The sequence below is a fragment of the Streptomyces sp. NPDC054842 genome, assembly GCF_053611025.1.
In genome coordinates this window covers 122,384-143,887 of sequence record NZ_JBSGZN010000004.1, presented here as the reverse complement: position 1 = coordinate 143,887, position 21,504 = coordinate 122,384, and the positions used below count along the sequence as shown (strand labels likewise).

Genomic DNA, 21,504 nt, shown 5'->3' with positions numbered 1-21,504 from the left:
CGCTTCGGGCGGCCACGCCCGGCGACTCCGCGCCGACTTACGACGAGTTCCCGCCGACCGACTCGCGATTCCTTGGAGAACCGTTGGCCACATGTTAGCGATCCGTTGGTGCGGTCTGATGTGATCACATCATCGAATCTGGCCCGACGGCGCGCGCGTACGCCGCGCAACTCGGGGGAGTGACGCCGCCGCGGCCGGATTCGGGAACGCGGGAGGGCCCCGGTCGCCAGAGGTGAGCGACCGGGGCCCTCGTCCGCCCGGAGACGGTGGGCGGACGTGCGCGTTCCGCGGCCCTCACGGGGCCCGGCGCTCGCCGCGAAGGTCAGATGACCGGCGGCCGTCCGAGCCGGGTGAGCCGCCAGACCGTCCGCCACCGCATCGGCCGCCGCTCCCCGCCCGACACCCGGAACCCCTCCACGAAGCCGCCGAACCAGGCCCGCAGCCCGCCCGCCGACCGGGTGCGGACGAGCGTGAGCAGCACCCAGACGCCGAGGTGGACGGGGATGAGCGGCAGGGGCAGCCGCCGCCGCACGAGCCAGACCCGGTTGCGGGCGGTCACCCGGTGGTAGATGGCGTGCCGCGCGGGCGAGGTCTTCGGGTGCTGGAGCAGCAGTGCGGGCTCGTACAGGACGGTCCAGCCGGCGTCGGCGGCGCGCCAGGCGACGTCGGTCTCCTCGTGGGCGAAGAAGAACTCGGCCGGCCAGTCCCCGATCTCGTCCAGCATGCGCATGGAGAAGGCGTGCCCGCCGCCGAGGAATCCGGTGACGGGTCCGCCGCGCAGGGGGTCACGGGCGCCGACGCGGGGCACGTGCCGCCGCTGGGTCTCGCCGTGCTCGTCGGCGATGCGGAAGCCGACGATGCCGAGCCGCGGGTCGCCCGCGAAGAGGTCGCGCACCCGGCGCAGCACGTCGGCGTCGACGAGGAGCCCGTCGTCGTCGAGTTCGACCACGACGTCGATGTCCCCGAACTCCCGCAGGGTCCGCAGGCCCACGTTGCGGCCGCCGGGGCAGCCGAGGTTCTCGTCCACCTCGACGGGCGTGACCTCGCCGGGCAGTCCCAGCCGCTCGGCGAAGTCCGGCAGCGGGCAGCCGTTCCCGACGATCACGATCCGCGCGGGCGCGACGTCCTGCTTGGCGACGGACGCCAGCAGCGCGTCGACCTCGGCGGGCCGGTTCCCCATGGTCACCACGGCAACTGCGATCCGCGGTTCTGCCACCACGACACCCACCTCATCTCGGCCGACGACTAGTGCGCGATGCTAGCCGTTCACCGCCTCGTACCCCGTCGTACGGCCCATGTCCTCATTCCTGCCGCCCGTTCGCGCGCCGGGCGTGTGTCCCGTCCACGGAAGGCGGTCCCCGGACGGCGTCCGTCCGTCCCCGCGAGCGGCCGGTTCCGCGCGGAAACCTTCACGAGAACCGACACCCTCGTGCCCCGCGTCCTGCTCTACGGTGCCGTCAGTCACCCATGACCCGGGAGGAACCGTGCAGCAGCCGAAGGCGGCGCTCGCCGAGCGGACGGCCGACCGCAGACGCGGGGACGGCGACCCCCGCGCCCTGGTCGGGGAGATGCGGCGCTCGGTGCTGCTGGTGCCGGTGGCCGACGGCGGTCTGTGGTCGGTGCGTTCGGGCGGGGTGCGGTGGATCTGCGGATTCAGCGACGAGGCCGCGCTGGCCCGGTTCGCCCTGCGTCACGGACCCGGCGACCGGCCGATGGAGTACGCGGCGCTGCTCGGGGCGCGCATCGTCGACGAGATCGTGCCCTCCCTCGGTGAACCCGCCGGTCTCGCCGTCGACATCGCCACGGAGGACGGGGCGATGTTCTTCCCGCCGGTCGCCGGCATCGTCCCCGACGCGGTAGCCGTCGACACCGGCCGCCCGGCCCCGGAGGCGCGCCAGTGAGCGGTGACGACGCGGACCTGAATCTCGACAAGGCGTCCGTCGCCAAGTTCACCCAGGGCATCGGCGCGACGATCGACCAGCTCGGCGAGCTGGGCGGCCCCACCGGCTCCATCATGGGGAAGGGTTTCTCACAGCTGGCGATGACCGGGATGGAGGCCGGGCACCACGGCCTCTCCGTCGACTTCGAGGACTTCTGCGAGCGCTGGGAGTGGGGCGTACGGGCCCTGGTGCACGACGCCAGTGCGATCGCGGACCGCCTCGGCCTGGCGGCGGGCACCCTGTGGGAGCACGACCGGTACGTCGAGGGCGCGGTCAAGGTGGGCGTCAACTCGGTGTTCGGCGGCAACCCGCACGCGAGCGAGGAGGACATCGCCGCGCAGGACTGGGGCGACGTCTTCACGCCCGACGCCCTGGACCCCGACTGGAGTGCCGAGTCCTGGGACAAGGCCGGTCAGGACATGGAGCAGACCTGGAAGGACACCGGCCGGACCGTGCTCACCGAGGGCCAGGGCGGCCGGCGGTCCGAGGCGCTCAACGACGTGCTCGGCATCTCCGACGACCAGTGGAACCAGGCGCTGGACGACACCTTCGGCCCCTCGCCGGAGGAGCGCGCCGCACAGGACCAGCAGGGCGAGTAGGGGGAACCGGGCATGGGCATCGGCGACTTCATCAGCGACATCACCCCCGACTCGGTCGAGGACGCGGTCGAGGACGGCGCCGAGTGGGTGGGCAACCGGGTCGAGGACGCCGGCAACTGGACCGCCGACCGGCTGGACGACGTCGGCTGGGAGTCCGGCGCCGACTGGGTGCGCGAGCAGTCCCGCTCGGTCGCCAACCGGCTGGGCGCCGAGGTCGAGGAGATGGACCTCGGGCAGACCGAGGACAAGACCAAGCTGGTCTACGGCAGTCCCGCCAAGATCAACGCGACCGCCGCCACCCTGCGTACCTTCCAGACGGCGTTCGACGACACCGGCGACGGACTCAGGGGCCTCGACTCGTCGCGGCTGAAGGGCGAGGCCGCCGAGGCGCTGCGCACCGCGGTGGGCACTCAGCCGCCCAAGTGGTACACCGCCGCCGACTCCGTCGCGAAGGCGGTCGGCGCCCTGGAGACGTTCGCCGACACCGTCACCTGGGCGCAGGGACAGGCGCAGACCGCGATCGACAAGTGGAAGAAGGGCGTGAAGGCGTCCGAGGACGCCGCCGACGCCCACCGCAAGAAGGTCGACGACTACAACGGCGCCGTCGACCGCTACAACGCGCAGCCCGCCGACAGGCGCGACCCGGCCTCCCTCCCGCCGAAGCCCGCCGCGACCTTCGAGGACCCCGGCAAGAAGCTGATGCAGGAGGCGCAGGACCTCCTCGCCGACGCCCGCACGCAGCGCAACACGGCGGCGGAGACGGCGCGTTCGGCCGTCCGCGCCGCCCGCGACATGGCCCCCCGCAAGCCGTCGTACGCCGAGCAGCTGCGTGACGGGCTCCAGGAGGCCCAGTTCATGGGCGACCACGTCGGCGGCGGCCTCATCAAGGGCACCGCCGGGCTGCTGAACTTCGTCCGCAGCGTCAACCCGACGGACCCGTACAACATCACGCACCCCGCCGAGTACGCCACCTCCCTCAACAGCCTCGCCGCGGGGCTGGTCGTCGCCGCCAACGACCCGGTCGGCACCGGCAAGCAGATGATCGGCGACTTCATGAAGGACCCGGCGGAGGGCTTCGGGCGGCTGATCCCCGACCTCGCGCTGACCGCGGCCACCGGGGGCGGCGGCGCCGCCGTGAAGGGCGTCCGCCTCGCCGAGGACGCCGCCGAGGCGGCCCGGCTGCGCAGGCTGATGGACGACAGCCCGGACGGCACGCACAGCCGGCCCGACGGGGAGCGCGTCAGCGACGGCACCGACCCGGTGGACCTCGCCTCGGGCCGGATGTACCTGCCCCAGACCGACGTCGAACTGCCCGGCATCCTGCCGCTGGTCTTCACCCGCCGCACCGAGTCCGGCTGTACGGCCGGCCGCTTCCTCGGGACCGCCTGGACGTCCACCGTCGACGAACGCCTGCAGATCGACGCCATCGGCGTCGTGCACGTCACCGCCGACGGGCTGCTGATCCCGTACCCGCACCCGGCCCCCGGCCTGCCCACCGCGCCGCGGCCGGGCCGCTTCCGCACCCGCCTCGCGCGGGACACCGACGGCGGCTACACGGTCACCGACCCCGACACCGGCCTGGTCCGCCGCTTCACCGCGCCGCCCGGCCGCGAACCCGGAGACGACGGCGTCGCCTGGCTGTCGGACCTCACCGACCGCAACGGCCACACCGTCACCGTCGACCGCGCCGACGACGGCCTGCCGCTGGCCGTGGTCCACTCGGCGGGCCACCGCCTCGAACTGACCACCGTGGAGGGCCTGGTGACGGGTCTGTCCCTGGCGGGCGCGGGCGAGGACGGCACGGACCTGCGGCTGATGAGCTACGGCTACCGGGACGGCGACCTCGCCACCGTCACCAGGCCGTCGGGCGCCACCACCACCTTCCTCTACGACGAGCGGCACCGCGTCATCGCCTGGACCGACTCCAACGGCAGCCGCTACGACTACGTCTACGACGACCAGGACCGTGTGATCGCCGAGGGCGGCGAGGCCGGGCACGTCCAGATCACCCTGGCCTACACCGGACCCGACCCCCGGACGGGCCACCGCACCACCACCCTCACCACCGCCCAGGGGCACACCACCCGCCACCTGTTCGGCGCCGGCTGCCGTCTCCTGGCCGTCACCGACCCGCTCCGCCGCACCACCCGGTTCACGTACCACCCGGACGGCAGCCTCGCGACCCGCACCGACCCGCTGGGCCACACCACCGCCTTCTCCTACGACGAACACGGCCGTCCCGTCCGCACCGTGCGCCCGGACGGAGGCGAAGTACGGGCCGTACGCGGCCCGTTCGGGCTGCCGGTGGAGGTCACCGGGCCGGACGGCACCCGGATGGTCCACGCCTACGACGCCCGGGGCAACCGCACGGCGGTCACCGACCAGTCCGGCGCCACCACCCGCTTCACCTACGACGACGCCGGCCGCCTCACCTCGGTCACCGACGCCCTCGGCGGCACGACCCACGTGGTGTGCGACGCGGCGGGACTGCCCGTGGAGGTCACCGACCCGGCGGGCGCCGTCACCCGCACGGAACGCGACGGCCTGGGCCGCCCGGTCCGCGTCACCGACCCGACGGGCGCCGTCACCCTCCTCGGCTGGTCCGCCGACGGCCGACTCGCCCACCGCACGGGCCCCGACGGGGCGACCGAATCATGGACCCACGACGGCGAGGGCAACCGCCTCACCCACACCGACCCGTCCGGCGGCGTCACCCGCTTCGAGTACACCCACTTCGACCTGCCGGTCGCCCGCACCCAACCCGACGGCGCCCGCTACGAGTTCACGCACGACAAGGAGCTGCGCCTCACCCGCGTCACCGACCCGCGCGGCCTCACCTGGAGTTACGAGTACGACGCGGCCGGCGACGTCGTCTCCGAGACCGACTTCGACGGCCGCACCCTCACCTACCGCCTGGACGCCGCGGGCCGGCTCGCCGCCCGCGTCGACGCCCTCGGCGGAACCGTCTCCTTCGCACGCGACCGGCTCGGCCAGGTGGTCCGCAAGGACGTCGACGGCCGCGTCACCGACTACGTCCACGACAAGGCCGGCCGGCTGCTGGAGGCCACCGGCCCGGACGGCGACCTGCGGTACCGCTACGACCGGTGCGGCCGCACCAAGACGGAACAGGTGGACGGCCGCCTCGTCACCTACGCCTACGACGCCCTGGGCCGCCGCACCCGCCGCACGACCCCCACCGGGCACGTCACCACCTACGCCTACGGCGCCGACGGACGGACCCACCGTCTGACCACCGGCGGCCTGCCCGTCGACTTCACCCACGACGCCGCCGGCCGTGAACTGACCCGCGTCCTCGGCGAATCGGTCACCGTGACGTCCGCCTGGGACGAGGCCGGACGGCTCTCCGCGCAGCACATCACCGCCGGCGCCCGCACCGTCAACAGCCGCGCCTACTCCTACCGCGCCGACGGCCACCTGACCTCCGTCACGGACCACCTCTCGGGCACGCGCGCCTTCGACCTCGACCGGGCGGGCCGGGTCACCGCCGTCCGCGCCCGCGACTGGACGGAGCGGTACGCCTACGACGACGCCGGCGACCTGACCTCGGCGTCGCTGCCGTCCGGCCACCCCGGCGCGGAGTCCGCCGGACCGCGCGCGTACACCGGCACCACCCTCACCCGGGCCGGCGGCGTCCGGTTCGCGTACGACGCCCTCGGCCGGGTCACCCTCCGGCAGAGGACCCGCCTCTCCCGCAAGCCCGACACCTGGCGCTACACGTGGGACACGGAGAACCGCCTCACCTCCGTGACCACCCCCGACGGCACCCGCTGGCGCTACCGCTACGACCCGCTCGGCCGCCGCACCGCCAAACAACGCCTGGCGGCCGACGGCGAGAGCGTGGCCGAGGAGGTCCGCTTCACCTGGGACGGCCTGACCCTGTGCGAACAGACCGGCCACGAGCCGGACCGGCCGCACACGATCGCCCTCACCTGGGACCACCGGGGCGCCACCCCCCTGACCCAGACCGAGCGCATCCTCACGGCCGACGACGGCCAGGCGGAGATCGACCGCCGCTTCTTCGCCATCGCCACCGACCTGGTCGGCACCCCCACCGAACTGGTCGACGAGTCGGGCGACATCGCGTGGCGCTCCCGGTCCACCCTCTGGGGCACCACCGCCTGGGCCCGCGACAGCAGCACCTACACGCCCCTCCGGTTCCCCGGCCAGTACCACGACCCCGAGACCGGCCTCCACTACAACTGCTTCCGCTACTACGACCCGGAAGCCGGCCGCTACACCTCCCCCGACCCCCTCGGCCTCGCTCCCGCGCCGAACCCGGTCGCGTACGTGGACAACCCCTTCGCCGGGTCCGACCCGCTGGGCCTCATGCCCAAGTACACGAAGGAGGAGAAGGCCCAGCAGGCCCGGGAGAAGGCCGTCAAGACCGCGGACGAGGTCGTGGAGCGGGCCCAGGGCGACCGGATGAGGAAGGACGGCAACTACCACGCGGACACCCGGCACGGTTTCAGCGACGAACGCGTCCTGGAGATCCTCAAGAAACCGGACGCGATCTACCACTCGACGGCGGGCAGCGGGAACCTGATCTTCCGGCAGGGCGAGGACGTCGTGGTGACCCGGGGAGGCGGCGCCGGAGGCGGCAACGTGATCACGGCCTACGGTCCGTCCGGCCTCAAGGGCGACTCCGGGGCGCAGGCACTGGGCGGCCTGCCCACCGACCCCGGCGGGCCGATCACCCACGCCGACGTCGTGGAGGGCAGGATTCCGTCCAAGAACGGCTACATGGCTCCGGCGGAGCAGATCAAATGAGGCGGGCACCGACCATGAGACTGACCATCGCCGATGACTGGCACGCGAGCGTGACCGACACCCCGCTCGCCGCCTCCCCCCGCTTCACGGGCGACTCCGTGAACCTCGCGCCCTATACGGGCCGGGAGGAACGCGAGCGGTTCCTGGCGGCCACCTTCGGCAGCCAGGACTGGCTGTGGGACAGCCCGGACATCCTCCGCTTCGACCCGGACAGCCGGGACCTGGTGGCGGCCGAGTTCCAGCTGCCGTACGTGTCGTCCTACGCCGAGACCACCACGCGCGTCCCCGTTCTGCCCCCGCTGCGCCCGGGCGGCCTCCGCGCGGACGAGGTGCGGGACGTCCGGCTGGAGATGTGCACGGTGCTGTGCCGCGTACCCGGGGACGCGGCGCTGACCTGCCTGCGCGACCTCGACGTCCTCGACGCGCCGCTTGAGGCCCGCATCGGGATCGGCCCGGACCTGGCGCTCCTGGTCCAGCACGGCACCGTCGCCGGCTGGAGCCTCACCGACCCCGCGCGCCATCTGACCGCCGTCCACACCGCGCCGGAGACCGCCCCGCCGTCCCCGGCCACCCGCCGGCTGCTCAGCGCCTGCGTGGACCTGGTCTCGGAGCCGCTCCTCGAAGCGGTGCAGGACCGCGAGCCCGCCGCCCTGGCCCGCCTCCGCGAGGTCCACCAAGCCCTGCGGACCCAGTCCGAGGACCGCCGACGGGCCGACGCGCTCCTGGCGCTCATCGGCAACCTGGCCGAGGACTACGCGGACGGCCCGACGGGCCAACACCCGTGACCCCGGGCGGGGGCGCCGCCCCCGCACAAAAGCAAAAGCCCCAGGTCACGGCGAGTGAGTCCTGAGGCTTCGGCAGAGCCGCCTTCGGGATTCGAACCCGAGACCTACGCATTACGAGTGCGTTGCTCTGGCCATCTGAGCTAAGGCGGCGCGCTGTCCGCACCATGGTGCGATCAGCAACGTCGGTAAGTCTACACAGTTTCGGGGAGTGCTCCGCACACGCCCCGGGGCCCTCGGCACCGGGGCGGGCGACGGCCCTACGAGCAGCGCTTCTCCTTCGCAGGGGCGGCTCCCTGGAGCAGATAGCGGTTGATCGCGGAGTCGATGCAGGTGCTGCCGCGACCGTAGGCGGTGTGGCCGTCGCCGTTGTACGTGAGCAGCGTCGCGGAGGAGAGCTGGTCGGCCAGCGCCCGGGCCCAGGCGTAGGGGGTGGCCGGGTCCCGGGTGGTGCCGACCACCAGGATCGGGGCCGCGCCCTTCGCCTCGATGCGGTGGGGCTCCCCGGTCGCCCGGACCGGCCAGTACGCGCAGTTCAGGGACGCCCACGCCAGGCCCTTGCCGAAGACCGGGGACGCCTTCTCGAAGGCGGGGAGCGCCTTCTCCACCTCGTCGGGGGTCGAGAAGGCCGCCGGGAGGTCCAGGCAGTTCACGGCCGCGTTGGCGAACATCAAGTTCGTGTAGCGGCCGTTCTCGTCGCGCTCGTAGTAGCTGTCCGAGAGGACGAGCAGGCCGGCGCCGTCCTTGTCCTTCATGGCCGAGGTGAGGGCCTCGCGCAGCTGCGGCCACGCCGACTCGTCGTACATCGCCGCGATCACGCCGGTGGTGGCCAGGGCCTCGCCGAGCATCCGGCCGTCCGCGTCGCCCGCCGGGACGGGCGTCCGGTCGAGCGCGTCGAAGAACGCCCGCAGGTTCTTGCCGGCCTGTTCCGTGCTGGTGCCCGAGCCGCCCAGCGGGCAGTCGCTCTGCCCCACGCAGTCCTTCGCGAAGGACTGGAACGCCGTCTCGAACCCGGCCGTCTGGTCCTCGTTCAGCCTGCGGGCGGAGAGCGAGGGGTCCATCGCCCCGTCCAGCACGAGCCGGCCCACCCGGTCGGGGTACAGCCCGGCGTACGTCGCCCCCAGGAAGGTGCCGTACGAGGCGCCGACGTAGTGCAGCTTCCCGTCGCCGAGCACGGCCCGCAGCACGTCCATGTCCCGGGCCGCCTCGACCGTCGACACGTGCCGCAGCAGCTTGGGCGAGCGCCGGCCGCAGCCCTCCGCGAACTCCTTGTACGCGGCGACCAGTTGCGTCTGCTCCTTCCGGTCGTCCGGGGTGGCGTCGGTCTGCGTGTACGCGTCCATCCGGGGCCCGGTGAGGCAGGTGACCGGCTCGCTGCGGGCCACGCCGCGCGGGTCGACCGCCACCATGTCGTAGCGCGCGCGGACCTCCGCCGGGTACCCGATGCCCGCGTACGACTGCAGGTAGCCGATCGCCGAGCCGCCCGGCCCGCCCGGGTTCACCAGCAGCGAGCCGATCCGCTTCCCCGGACCCGTGGCCTTCTTGCGGGCGACGGCCAGCTTGATGTCCCCCGCGGCGGGATCGTCGTAGTCGAGCGGCGCCTTCATCGTGGCGCACTCGAAGCCGGGGACACCGCACGCGCGCCAGGCGAGCTTCTGCCCGTAGTACGGGGAGAGGGCCGAGGGCGTGGCCGTGGGGAGCGCGGTCAGCGCCGCGTCCGCCGTCGACGCCGACGTCGAGCCGCCCGAGGAGCACGCGGAGACCAGCAGGGCCGTGACGGCGAGCAGCGTGCCGCCGGTGCGCAGGGGGCGCCGCACGCCCGTGGACCGGGCCGGGCGGGGGGACCGGGCGGAAGCGGAACGGAGGGACCAGGTCGGCCGGGGGGACCGCGACGGCCGCGGGGAGCGCCTGAGGTGCATCCCGCGAGCGTAACCTTGCGCGATCGATCGGTCACCATCAGTGGCAGAAGCGCCTCGTACGAGTGACCCTGTCAACGACGGCCGGTCAGCCCGCTCTCAGGGTGACCGCCATCGCCTCCACCGCCAGGAGCGGGGCCACGTTCCGGTCGAGGGCCTCGCGGCAGGCGGCGATCGCGTCTATCCGGCGCAGGGTCGCCTCGGGCGAGCTGCCGCGCGCGATGCGCTCCAGGCTGTCCTGCACCTCGGTGTTGGCGATGGCGACACGGGAGCCGAGCTGGAGGGCGAGGACGTCGCGGTAGAAACCGGTGAGGTCGATCAGCGCCAGGTCGAGGCTGTCGCGCTGCGTACGCGTCCGCCGCCGCTTCTGCTTGTCCTCCAGGTCCTTCATGACTCCCGCAGTGCCGCGCGGCATCCGGCCGCCCTGGCTCGCGCCGAGCGCCGCCTTCAGGTCGTCGGTCTCCTTGACGTCGACCTCCTCGGCGAGCTGCTTGGCGTCCTCCGACGCCGTGTCGATCAGCTCCTGGGCCGCCTTGAGGCAGCCGCCGACGTCGTCGATCCGCAGCGGCAGCTTGAGGACGGCGGCCCGGCGCGCGCGGGCCCGCTCGTCCGTGGCGAGCCTGCGGGCCCGGCCGATGTGCCCCTGGGTGGCACGGGCGACGGCCGCCGCGACCGCCGGCTCGATGCCGTCACGGCGCACGAGGATGTCGGCGGCCGCGTCCACCGGCGGGGTGCGGAGGGTGAGGAGACGGCAGCGGGAGCGGATGGTCGGCAGGACGTCCTCGATGGAGGGGGCGCACAGCAGCCAGACCGTCCGGGGCGCCGGTTCCTCGACGGCTTTCAGGATGACGTTGCCCGCGCCCTCCGTGAGGCGGTCGGCGTCCTCCAGGACGATGACCTGCCAGCGGCCGTTCGCCGGGGACATCTGGGCGCGGCGGACCAGGTCCCGGGTCTCCTTCACGCCGATCGACAGCAGGTCGGTGCGGACGATCTGCACGTCGGCGTGGGTGCCGACCAGGCTCGTGTGACAGCCGTCGCAGAATCCGCAGCCGGGGACCCCGCCCAGGGCGCGGTCGGGGCTGACGCACTGGAGCGCCGCCGCGAACGCCCGCGCCGCCGTGGAACGGCCCGAGCCGGGCGGCCCCGTGAACAGCCAGGCGTGCGTCATCTTCGACGCCTCCGGCGGCGCCGTCTCCGCGACGGTCGCCGTCACCAGGGCGTCGGCGTCACGGGCGGCGCCGACGAGCTGCACGGTCACCTTCTCCTGGCCCACCAGGTCGTCCCACACGGGCATGGGAGCACCGCCCTTTCGTCACACGTCGCCTTGCCGCGTCCCATTGTGCGGGAGCGCACTGACATCCCCGCCAGGCATAGGCACACGACAGACCCATGACCTCACCTGGTCCCGCCCGGCGACCCACTGAATTGCGCCAGGCGCAGGCGCGCGACGAACCCACGACCCCACCGGTCCCCCGCCCGGCGACACCGAATCCCCCCGGCGCGAGGCGCAGGACGAACCCACGACCTCACCCGTCCGCCCCTCCACCCGGCGACGACGAAGGCGGGGAGCCCACCGGGCTCCCCGCCTCACGCACCCCCGGCACTCGACCCGCCGACGCCCGGCGCCACGGCGCCCCTCTCCCACGCCGGACCACCCGGCGCCGACTCAGGGCCGCGTCAGGCGACGCCGCTACGAGGTCGCGTCACGCCCGGTCAGCGCCCCCGTCGGCCCCGGCCTCGGCCGCGTCCCCCGTCCCCGTCCTCGTCGTCGCGCGGGCCGAGCAGTTCGTCCGCGAGGGTCGGGAGGTCGTCCAGCGGGGTCTCCTCGGCCCAGTCGGAGCGGCGACGGCGCGGGGTGCCCGTCTCGTCGATCTGCGGCAGCTCACGCGTGCGTTCGTTGCCGCCCTCGGCCGTGTCCGGGCCCGCGTTCCGCCGGCGTTCGTCGCCCGCGGAGGGCTCGTCGCGGAAGAAGCCCGGCGGCACGCGGTCCGACGGGTCGGACGCGGTGCCGCGCGCCGGGGGCCGGCCCGCGTCGCGTACGGGCGGCAGCACCTCGGTCTCGTCGGCCGGGCGGTCCGCCCGGACCGGGGGCAGCACGGTCGTCTCGTCCGCCGCGCCGGGCGCCACCGGGGGCAGTACGGCGGTCTCCTCCGCGGCGGAGGGCGGTACCGGGGGCTTCGGCAGCTTGGCCGTCTCCTCGGCGTCCGGACGGAATCCGCCACCGGAACGGGACCCGCCGTCCCGGCGCGCACCGGCGTCCCGCTCACCGGGCTCACCGGGCCGCACGGGCGGCAGCACCGCGGTCTCGTCCGCCGGGCCGCCGGTGGCGTTCGACGGGGTCACGACCGGCGTCGGCACGGTCAGGTCGTCGTCCGGCGCCGGCCTCGCAGGGGCCGCGGGGGCCGCGGGTGCCGAGCCGAGCGACGTGGCGGCGCTCACCGCGGCGGCCGACGCGGCAGCGGCCTCAGCGGCCGCCCGCCGTGCCTGCTCCGCCCGCATCAGGGCCTCCTCGGCCTTGCGCTGCTTCTCCAGGCGCCGCTCCTCGGCCTCGGCCCGCAGCCGGGCCTCCTCCTCGGCCTGCTTGCGCCTGCGCTCCTCCTCGGCGGCCCGCGCCTGCTCCTCGGCGAGCTTGCGGACGCGCTCCTCCTCGGCACGGCGGCGGGCCTCCTCGGCGCGCTGCCGGGCCTCCTCGGCCTGGCGCTCGGCCTCGCGGCGCTGGGCCTCCTCCAGCTCGCGCTGCTTGCGCTCCTCCTCCTCGGCGCGCAGCCTGGCGAGCTGCTCCTGGCGCTCCCGCTCCAGGCGCTCCTCCTCGGCCTTGCGCGCCGCCTCCTCCTCGGCCCTGCGCCGGGCCTCCTCCTCGGCCTTGCGCCGCGCCTCCTCCTGGGCCTTCACCTCGGCCTCGGAGAGGGGCAGCATCATGTCGAGCCGGTGCCGGACGACCGTGGTGACCGCCTCGGGCTCCTGGCCCGCGTCGACGATCAGGTAGCGCCCCGGGTCGGCGGCGGCCAGGGTCAGGAAACCGGACCGCACGCGCGCGTGGAACTCGGCCGGCTCGGACTCCAGGCGGTCGGGCGCCTCGGTGAACCGTTCGCGGGCGGTCTCCAGGGAGACGTCGAGCAGCACGGTGAGGTGCGGCACGAGTCCGTTCGTCGCCCACCGCGAGATCCGGGCGATCTCGGTCGGCGACAGGTCGCGGCCGGCTCCCTGGTAGGCGACCGAGGAATCGATGTAGCGGTCGGAGATGACGACGGCACCGCGTTCGAGCGCGGGACGCACCACGGTGTCCACGTGCTCGGCGCGGTCGGCGGCGTAGAGCAGGGCCTCCGCGCGGTGCGAGAGACCGGCCGAGGACACGTCCAGCAGGATCGAGCGCAGCCGCTTGCCGACCGGGGTGGCCCCCGGCTCGCGGGTGACCACGACCTCGTGGCCCTTGGCGCGGATCCACTCCGCGAGGGCCTCGGCCTGCGTGGACTTGCCGGCGCCGTCGCCGCCCTCCAGCGCGATGAAGAAGCCTGCGGCGGCGGGCGCCTGCGCGGGGTCGTCACCGCCGCGCAGCGCGTCCCGCAGGTCGTGCCGCAGCGGGACGCCGGAGCGGTCGTCGACCTTGGCGAGCACCAGCGCGGCCACCGGCAGCAGCAGGGCGCCGACCAGCATCAGGGTGAAGGCTGCGCCGCCGTGCGCGAAGACGAACTTGCCGTTCTCCAGGCGGTGCGGCCCGATGGCGGCGGCCACGAGCGGGGCGATCAGCACACCGAGCGCCACGAACACCCGGACGACGGCGTGCAGGTGCTCGGTCGTCCGGGGCCGCCGGTACTCCTCGGTCTCCTGGTCGAGCAGGGTGTGCCCGGTGTTGGCGGCGACGCCCGCGCCGACACCCGCGAGGCCCACTATCAGCAGCACCGAGGTGACGTCCGGCACGAGTCCGGCGGCGAGCAGCGCGACGCCGGTGAAGGCGATGGCCAGGGCGAGCAGGCGGCGCCGCGACAGGGAGGGCAGCAGGGACGGCGCGGTACGGATGCCGATCACGACGCCGCCGGTCAGCGCGAGCACCAGCAGCCCGTACGTGACCGGCCCGCCGCCGAGGTCCTTGGCCTGGAGCACGAAGACGGCGACGGCGGCCGCGACGGCTCCGGCGACCGCGGCGCAGGCCGGCACCAGCAGCGGTACGGCTCCGGTGCGGCCCTTGTCGACGCCGGTGCCCGTCTTGGGCCGGCGCAGGCCCTCCAGGGGCGAGCGCGCGCGGGGCGTCCGCGAGTCGGGCAGCTCCAGGGAGACGAGCACCGAGAGCGAGGCGGCGAACAGTCCGGCGGCCACGTACGAGGCGAGGGCCGCCTGGTGCTGCTCGAACCAGTCGAGCCCCGCGCCCAGCAGGTTGTTGAACAGCGAGACCACGACGAGCGCGGCGGCCGCGAGCGGCACCGTCACGAAGGCGGTCCGCAGCGACAGGCGCCGCAGGGCGTCCATGTGGTCCGGCAGCGGGCGCACCGTGGCGCCCTCCAGGGGCGGCGCGGGCAGCAGCGCGGGCGCCGCGCTCTCGCGGCACACGGTCCAGAAGCGCTCGGCGACACCGGTCACGAAGGCGGTCACCAGGAGGGCGGCCAGCGCGTCATCCGGGGTCCAGTCGATCCACAGCGGCGCGACGATCAGCAGCGCGGCGCGCACGCCGTCCGCGCCGACCATCGTCCAGCGGCGGTCGAGCGGACCGTCCTGGGAGGTGAGGGAGCCGAGCGGCCCGAGGAGTACGGCCCCGAAGAGGAGGGTCGCGAGGATGCGCGTCCCGAAGACGGCAGCCACGGCGACGCTCACCCCGCGGTAGCCGCCGCCGAAGGAGCCCTCGGCGATGGCGGCCTGGAGGGCCAGCACGACCAGGACCAGCAGGGCGAGGGCGTCGCCCACCCCGCTGACGAGCTGTGCGCTCCACAGCCGTTTCAACTGGGGTCGCCGCAGGAGTGCGCGCACGGCACGCTCCCGGGAATCTGCGACCAGGGCGTCGTCGGGGGCCCGGTGGTGGGCCGTTGGCTGCTCGGCTCGCGTCATCCTGACAGCCTATCCGGAGGGGCCAGCTCCCCGAAGGGGCGGCCGAACATACGGACGCCCCCACACCCGAAGGTGTAGGGGCGTCCGCGAGCGGGTAGCCGAAGTCGGCCGCGGCCGGGTGCCGGTGGGGTCCGGCGGGCGGTCTCAGCCCTCCGACGCGGCCGTCTTCTTGGCGGTGGTCTTCTTGGCCGGAGCCTTCTTGGCGGTCGTCTTCGCGGCCGTCGTCTTCTTCGCGGCGGTCTTCTTGGCCGGGGCCTTCTTCGTCGCCGCCTTCTTGGCCGGCGCCTTCTTCGCGGTCTTCTTGGCCGGGCCCTTGGCGCGCTTCTCGGCGAGCAGCTCGAAGCCGCGCTCCGGGGTGAGGTCCTCGACGCTGTCGCCGGACCGCAGGGTCGCGTTGGTCTCGCCGTCGGTGACGTACGGGCCGAAGCGGCCGTCCTTCACCACGACCGGCTTCTGGCTGACCGGGTCCTCGCCGAGCTCCTTCAGCGGCGGCTTGGCGGCCGCGCGTCCACGCTGCTTGGGCTGCGCGTAGATGGCGAGCGCCTCTTCGAGCGTGATGGTGAAGAGCTGGTCCTCGGAGGTCAGCGACCGCGAGTCCGTGCCCTTCTTCAGGTACGGGCCGTAGCGGCCGTTCTGCGCGGTGATCTCCACGCCCTCGGCGTCCTTGCCGACGATCCGCGGCAGCGACATCAGCTTGAGGGCGTCCTCGAGCGTCACCGTGTCCAGCGACATCGTCTTGAACAGCGAGGCCGTACGCGGCTTCACGGCGTTCTTGCCCGTCTTCGGGGTGCCCTCGGGCAGCACCTCGGTGACGTACGGGCCGTAGCGGCCGTCCCTGGCGATGATCTGGTGGCCGGTCGCCGGGTCGGCGCCGAGCTCGAAGTCGCCGCTGGGCTTGGCGAGCAGCTCCTCCGCGTACGCGACGTCCAGCTCGTCGGGGGCCAGGTCCTCGGGGACGTCGGCGCGCTGGTGGTTCTCGGCGTCCTTCTCCCCGCGCTCGACGTAGGGCCCGTAGCGGCCGACGCGCAGCACGATGTCGTTGCCGACCGGGAAGGAGGACACCTCGCGGGCGTCGATGGCGCCCAGGTCGGTGACGAGTTCCTTGAGGCCGCCGAGGTGGTCGCCGTCGCCGTTGCCCGCCTCCGCGGCACCGGTGGCCTCGCCCTCGCCGAAGTAGAACCGCTTCAGCCACGGCACGGACTGGGCCTCGCCCCGCGCGATGCGGTCGAGGTCGTCCTCCATCTTGGCGGTGAAGTCGTAGTCGACGAGCCGCCCGAAGTGCTTCTCCAGGAGGTTGACCACGGCGAAGGAGAGGAACGACGGGACGAGCGCCGTGCCCTTCTTGAAGACGTAGCCGCGGTCGAGGATCGTGCCGATGATCGACGCGTACGTCGACGGGCGGCCGATCTCGCGCTCCTCCAGCTCCTTGACGAGGCTGGCCTCGGTGTAGCGGGCCGGGGGCTTGGTGGCGTGGCCGTCGACCGTGATCCCCTCGACGGAGAGCGCGTCGCCCTCGCCGACCTGGGGCAGCCGGCGCTCGCGGTCGTCCAGCTCCGCGTTCGGGTCGTCCGCGCCCTCGACGTACGCCTTGAGGAAGCCGTGGAAGGTGATGGTCTTGCCGGACGCGCTGAACTCGGCGTCGCGGCCGTCGGAGGCCCGACCCGCGATCTTGACGGTGACGGAGTTGCCGACCGCGTCCTTCATCTGGGAGGCGACGGTCCGCTTCCAGATCAGCTCGTAGAGCCGGAACTGGTCGCCCGTCAGGCCCGTCTCGGCCGGGGTGCGGAAACGATCACCCGAGGGACGGATCGCCTCGTGCGCCTCCTGGGCGTTCTTGACCTTCCCGGCGTACGTGCGCGGCTGGGCCGGCAGGTAGTCGGCCCCGTACAGCTGCGTGACCTGGGCACGGGCGGCGGTGACCGCCGTGTCCGACAGGGTGGTGGAGTCCGTACGCATGTAGGTGATGAAGCCGTTCTCGTACAGCTTCTGGGCCACCTGCATGGTCGCCTTCGCGCCGAAGCCGAGCTTGCGCGAGGCCTCCTGCTGGAGCGTCGTCGTACGGAACGGGGCGTACGGCGAGCGGCGGTACGGCTTGGACTCGACCGAACGGACCGCGAAGGCGGTGTCCTGGAGGGCGGCGGCGAGCGCGCGGGCGTTCGTCTCGTCCAGGTGGAGCGTGTTCGGGCTCTTGATCTGCCCGAGGGAGTCGAAGTCGCGGCCCTGGGCGACGCGCTTGCCGTCGACCGTCGTGAGCCGGGCGACCAGGTTGGACGGGTCGCTCGCGTCCCCCGCGCGGCCGGTGCCGAAGGTGCCGGTCAGGTCCCAGTACTCGGCGGAGCGGAAGGCGATGCGCTCGCGCTCCCGCTCGACGACGAGGCGGGTGGCCACGGACTGGACACGGCCCGCCGACAGCCGCGGCATGACCTTCTTCCACAGGACCGGCGAGACCTCGTAGCCGTAGAGGCGGTCGAGGATGCGGCGGGTCTCCTGGGCGTCGACCATGCGCTTGTTGAGCTCGCGCGGGTTGGCGACGGCGCTGCGGATCGCGTCCTTGGTGATCTCGTGGAAGACCATCCGGTGGACCGGGACCTTGGGCTTCAGGACTTCGAGGAGGTGCCAGGCGATGGCCTCGCCCTCGCGGTCCTCATCGGTGGCGAGGAAGAGTTCGTCGGAGTCCTTCAGCAGGTCCTTGAGCTTCTTGACCTGCGCCTTCTTGTCCGCGTTGACGACATAGATGGGCTGGAAGTCGTGCTCGACGTCGACACCGAGGCGGCGCACCTCACCGGTGTACTTCTCGGGCACCTCCGCGGCGCCGTTGGGGAGGTCGCGGATGTGCCCGACGCTCGCTTCGACGACGTAGCCGGGGCCGAGGTAGCCCTTGATCGTCTTCGCCTTGGCGGGCGACTCGACGATGACGAGTCGGCGGCCGCCGTGTGCGGTGTCGCTGGTCGGGGACAACTTCGCTCTTCTCTCCGGATCGACGCGGGGGGTCTCCCCAGGCCTTGCTCCCGGGGGTCGTGTCGTGCTGACGCTGCGGAGTGTGACGGTACATCCCGCCCCCGTGTCAAACGGGAAAAGCCCGCAACGGCCACTCGAACGGTAACCCGACTACCGCCATTCCTGCCGCCCGGAGTGGCGACCAGCTGTTTCGCCCCCATCCGGAGCGTGACCTCTCAATTACCGGCGGCCATCCGTCCGGAGGCCGGGGAGCCCCTCCCTACGCGCGCGTGAAGCACCACACGCCGAGCACCAGCGCACCGGCCGCCGCGAGGCTCGCGAGCGCCGCCGATGCGACGGGGTTCACACCGAGGGCGACGGGCTCGCGGTGCCGCAGCCGTACCGCGGTCCACGTCAGCAGTCCCGCGCCGAACAGGGCGAACGCCGTCCCCGCGAAGATCGCCGGTCCGCTCTCCATCGCTGTGTCCTTCCCGCCCCGGTGGTCCAGGCTCGGGAGGCTGGCACGCCCGGACGGCGGGCGGGGAAACCCACGGTGAACGCGGAGCGGAGGGCGGTCCCGGTGCGCCCCGGGCGGGACCGGCGGCCACGGCCCCCCGCCGGGGAGCGGTGCCCGCCGCGTCGCCCGCCGGTGTGTCCAATCCGTCGTGGCCGGATTCTCGCGGGGGACGCTTTTACCGCCTGCCGCGCGGCCACGCTTCCACCCCGACGCCCGGCGACGCTTCCGCCGGACGCGCGCTTCCGCTTTCCCCCCGACGCCGGGCCACGCTTCCACCCCGACGCCCGGCGACACTCCCGGCCGGAGGCCCGGCCACGCTTCCATCACGACGCCCGGCGACATTCCCGCCCGGAGGTGCGACCACGCATCCGCCCCGGCGCCCGGCGACACTCCCGCCCGCCCGGACGCCCGGTGACGGTTCACGCCCGGCCGCCGTCGCCGGTCACTGCGCGGGTTCGAGGAAACCCTGTTCCACCAGCAGCCGGATCTGCTCGGGCGTGCGGTCGCGCAGGAGGACCGGGTCCTCGCCGACCAGCTGCGCGATGGCGTCCAGAATCCGCCCCGCGCTGAGCGTGCCGTCGCACACGCCCGCGAAGCCGGCGCCGACCGTGTCCACCTTGGTGGCGCGGCGCATCCCGCGGTGCTGGCGCAGCACCACGTGCTCCGGGTCCTCGGCGCCGGGCAGCCCGACCTGCTCCTGGACGACCTCGGCGACGAGCCGGAAGTGCCCGGCGAGCAGGGCCGCGTCGTCGTGCGCCCGCAGGAAGTCGACGCGCTCGAAGTGCGCGCGCACGGCGTCCCCGAGCGGCTGTTCGACCGGATGCGGCCATTCCTCGACCGTGATCGAGGGCTCGGCGGCGCCGGTCCTGCGGAGCGTGATCCAGCCGAAGCCGACGGCTTTCACCTTGCGCGCCTCGAACTCGTCGAGCCAGGCGTCGTACCGCTCCTGGTACTCGGCGGGGTCACTGCGGTGGTCGCCCGCGTCCCGCAGCCACAACTCGGCGTACTGCATGACGTCCTGCACCTCGCGCTGCACGATCCACGCGTCGCAGCCGCGCGGCACCCACGAGCGGAGCCGGTCCTGCCAGTCCTCCCCCTCCACGTGCTGCCAGTTGGCGAGGAACTGCGCGTACCCCCCGTCGTTCAGCCGCTCCCCCGCCTCCTGAACGAGCGTGCGGCACAGATCGTCCCCGCCCATCCCGCCGTCCCGGTAGGTCAGCCGGGCACCGGGCGAGATGACGAAGGGAGGGTTCGACACGATCAGGTCGAACGTCCGGTCGCCGACCGGCTCGAACAGGGAGCCCTCGCGCAGCTCGGCCGCCGGGGCGCCGGACAGCGCCAGGGTGAGCGCGGTGATGTGCAGGGCGCGGGGATTGAGGTCGGTCGCCGTCACGTGCGTGGCGTGCTGGGCGGTGTGCAGCGCCTGGATCCCGGAGCCGGTGCCGAGGTCGAGCGCGGAGGCGACGGGCGTGCGCACGGTGATCCCGGCGAGCGTGGTGGACGCTCCGCCGACGCCCAGCACGACGCCTTCCTCGCGGCTGCCGATGCCGCCGGCTCCGCCGACCGCGCACCCGAGGTCGGACACGATGAACCAGTCCTCGCCGTCGGTCCCGCCGTACGGCCGGATGTCCACGGTCGCGGCCACCTCGTCGCCGCCGACCGACGTCAGCCAGCCGCTGTCCAGGCACTCGGCGACCGGCAGCACGTCCGCCACGCGCGCGTGCGGCACCGGCTGCTGCAGCAGGAACAGCCGTACGAGCGCCTCCAGCGGCGTGTCCCCGCGGGTCGCCCGGAGCGCGGGCACGGTCTCGCTGCGCGCCAGCGCCGCGTACGCGGGCGCTCCGAGCAGGTCGAGCATCCCGTCGGCGGTGTAGGACGCCCGCAGCAGGGCGTCCCGCAGCCAGGCGGCGACGTCGGGACGGTCGGACGAGGGCAGCGGTGACAGGCTGGTGTGGCTCACCACCCCATTGTGACCCGCGGGGCGCCGGTGGCGCTGTGGCGGGCACGCGCACCGGCACCGGCCGGGCGAGGGCGCGGTGAGCGCCGGGCACCCGCGTCTGTGCCGGGCGACGACACGCGGGCAGGCACGCCGGTGCCCCACGACGTGCGTACGGGCGCCCGGCACCGGCGGCCGGAATCCGGACCCACCGCGGCGCCCCCGGCCCGGGTGTGTCGCGCGGGCCGGGGACCGGACGGGCCGGGCCGCTCAGCCCTTGGTGACCTCGGGCGAGCCGGACGCGCTCTTGCAGCTCTCCTGCTGGGCCATGGCCTTGCCCACATCGCCCTCCTCGAGCTTCTTCAGTGCGTCGTTCCCGCTCTGACTCAGCTTGTCGAGTTCGGTGGCGACGTCCTTGAGACCGTCGGCGAACTTCGCCTGGTCCTTGGTGTTCAGCCCGTCGACCTGCTTCTTGAGGTCGGCGTACGAGGAGGAGATGCCGTTGAGTTCCTTGACCGCGTCGGTCTGCTTCTTCTCGCCGTTGTCGACGTTCGGCGGTCCGGCCTTGTCCACGGCGGTGCCGATCGCCTTGTAGGCGTCGGACATGTCCTGGAACGCCTTGGAGTCGGTCGACTGCACCGCCTTGGGCGTGCTGTTGTCCGAGGTCTCCTTCTGGATCGCGGCGTTGGCGGCCTCGATCTTCTGCGCCTGCGGTTTCACCGCGTCACAGACCTTCTTGGCCCAGGCGTCCAGCTCCTTGTTGCCGTCGTCGCTGCTGCATCCCGACAGCGCCATCACCAGTACCGCACCGCCGGACACCGCGGCCGCGAGCTTCTTGTTCACCGGATTGGTCCCTTCCATGGCTCTCGGCCCCGGAACATACACGCCAAGTGGGGGACAACCGCGTGACGAACGTCCGCTTGATCCGTTATTGCAGCCATTTGCACCAAGCGAGATAAGGCTAACAACGACAGCGTGAACGGACACGGGCGGGCGGACGGCACGTCAATGTGCGCCGCCCGCCCGCCCGTTGACCGGTACCCGGCCAGGCG

General features: G+C 73.5%; 12 protein-coding genes and 1 tRNA gene. 4 read left to right on the top strand and 9 right to left on the bottom strand.

Going from position 1 to position 21,504, the window contains the following annotated elements; genetic code table 11:
- Positions 1-322: 322 nt before the first annotated feature.
- The gene (locus ACWGIS_RS04985; RefSeq protein ID WP_453361096.1) at positions 323-1,216 is read right to left on the bottom strand and encodes a glycosyltransferase family 2 protein; all 894 of its coding nucleotides are present in this window, start codon (positions 1,214-1,216) and stop codon (positions 323-325) included.
- Between the two features lie 268 nt (positions 1,217-1,484).
- On the opposite strand from ACWGIS_RS04985, the gene ACWGIS_RS04980 reads away from it, so the two are divergent.
- The 4 genes from ACWGIS_RS04980 to ACWGIS_RS04965 are packed head-to-tail and all read left to right on the top strand — an operon-like array spanning position 1,485 to position 8,112.
- The gene (locus ACWGIS_RS04980) at positions 1,485-1,901 is read left to right on the top strand and encodes a hypothetical protein (protein WP_453361002.1); all 417 of its coding nucleotides are present in this window, start codon (positions 1,485-1,487) and stop codon (positions 1,899-1,901) included.
- Positions 1,898-2,539 (top strand): hypothetical protein, encoded by a 642-nt coding sequence (locus ACWGIS_RS04975; RefSeq protein WP_453361001.1) that lies wholly within the window; start codon positions 1,898-1,900, stop codon positions 2,537-2,539. Before ACWGIS_RS04980 ends, ACWGIS_RS04975 begins: the two co-directional genes overlap by 4 nt.
- Positions 2,540-2,551: 12 nt before the next feature.
- On the top strand, positions 2,552-7,327 hold the full coding sequence (locus tag ACWGIS_RS04970) for a putative T7SS-secreted protein (RefSeq protein WP_453361000.1): 4,776 nt from the start codon (positions 2,552-2,554) through the stop codon (positions 7,325-7,327).
- 14 nt (positions 7,328-7,341) lie between these two features.
- Entirely contained in the window at positions 7,342-8,112 is a 771-nt protein-coding gene (locus ACWGIS_RS04965) for a hypothetical protein (RefSeq protein WP_453360999.1), read from the top strand.
- 76 nt (positions 8,113-8,188) lie between these two features.
- On the opposite strand, the gene ACWGIS_RS04960 is transcribed toward ACWGIS_RS04965, so the two are convergent.
- From ACWGIS_RS04960 to ACWGIS_RS04925, 8 genes are all read right to left on the bottom strand, one after another.
- Positions 8,189-8,262 (bottom strand) — tRNA-Thr (locus tag ACWGIS_RS04960).
- A 107-nt stretch (positions 8,263-8,369) separates the two neighbouring features.
- On the bottom strand, positions 8,370-10,028 hold the full coding sequence (locus ACWGIS_RS04955) for an alpha/beta hydrolase (protein WP_453360998.1): 1,659 nt from the start codon (positions 10,026-10,028) through the stop codon (positions 8,370-8,372).
- 85 nt (positions 10,029-10,113) lie between these two features.
- The gene (locus ACWGIS_RS04950) at positions 10,114-11,319 is read right to left on the bottom strand and encodes a DNA polymerase III subunit delta' (RefSeq protein ID WP_453360997.1); all 1,206 of its coding nucleotides are present in this window, start codon (positions 11,317-11,319) and stop codon (positions 10,114-10,116) included.
- Between the two features lie 419 nt (positions 11,320-11,738).
- Positions 11,739-15,062, bottom strand: coding sequence for a dTMP kinase (gene tmk, locus ACWGIS_RS04945; protein ID WP_453360996.1), 3,324 nt, complete (start codon positions 15,060-15,062; stop codon positions 11,739-11,741).
- Positions 15,063-15,206: 144 nt separating this feature from the next.
- Positions 15,207-18,020 (bottom strand): type I DNA topoisomerase, encoded by a 2,814-nt coding sequence (topA, locus tag ACWGIS_RS04940; RefSeq protein ID WP_453360995.1) that lies wholly within the window; start codon positions 18,018-18,020, stop codon positions 15,207-15,209.
- Positions 18,021-18,279: 259 nt separating this feature from the next.
- A complete protein-coding gene (locus ACWGIS_RS04935) occupies positions 18,280-18,477 on the bottom strand; it encodes a hypothetical protein (protein ID WP_453360994.1) in 198 nt (65 codons plus the stop codon).
- A gap of 481 nt (positions 18,478-18,958) precedes the next feature.
- The gene (locus tag ACWGIS_RS04930; protein WP_453360993.1) at positions 18,959-20,476 is read right to left on the bottom strand and encodes a DUF7059 domain-containing protein; all 1,518 of its coding nucleotides are present in this window, start codon (positions 20,474-20,476) and stop codon (positions 18,959-18,961) included.
- A 246-nt stretch (positions 20,477-20,722) separates the two neighbouring features.
- Positions 20,723-21,313: a small secreted protein gene (locus ACWGIS_RS04925; RefSeq protein ID WP_453360992.1), complete on the bottom strand. Its 591-nt coding sequence runs from the start codon at positions 21,311-21,313 to the stop codon at positions 20,723-20,725.
- Positions 21,314-21,504 lie beyond the last annotated feature (191 nt).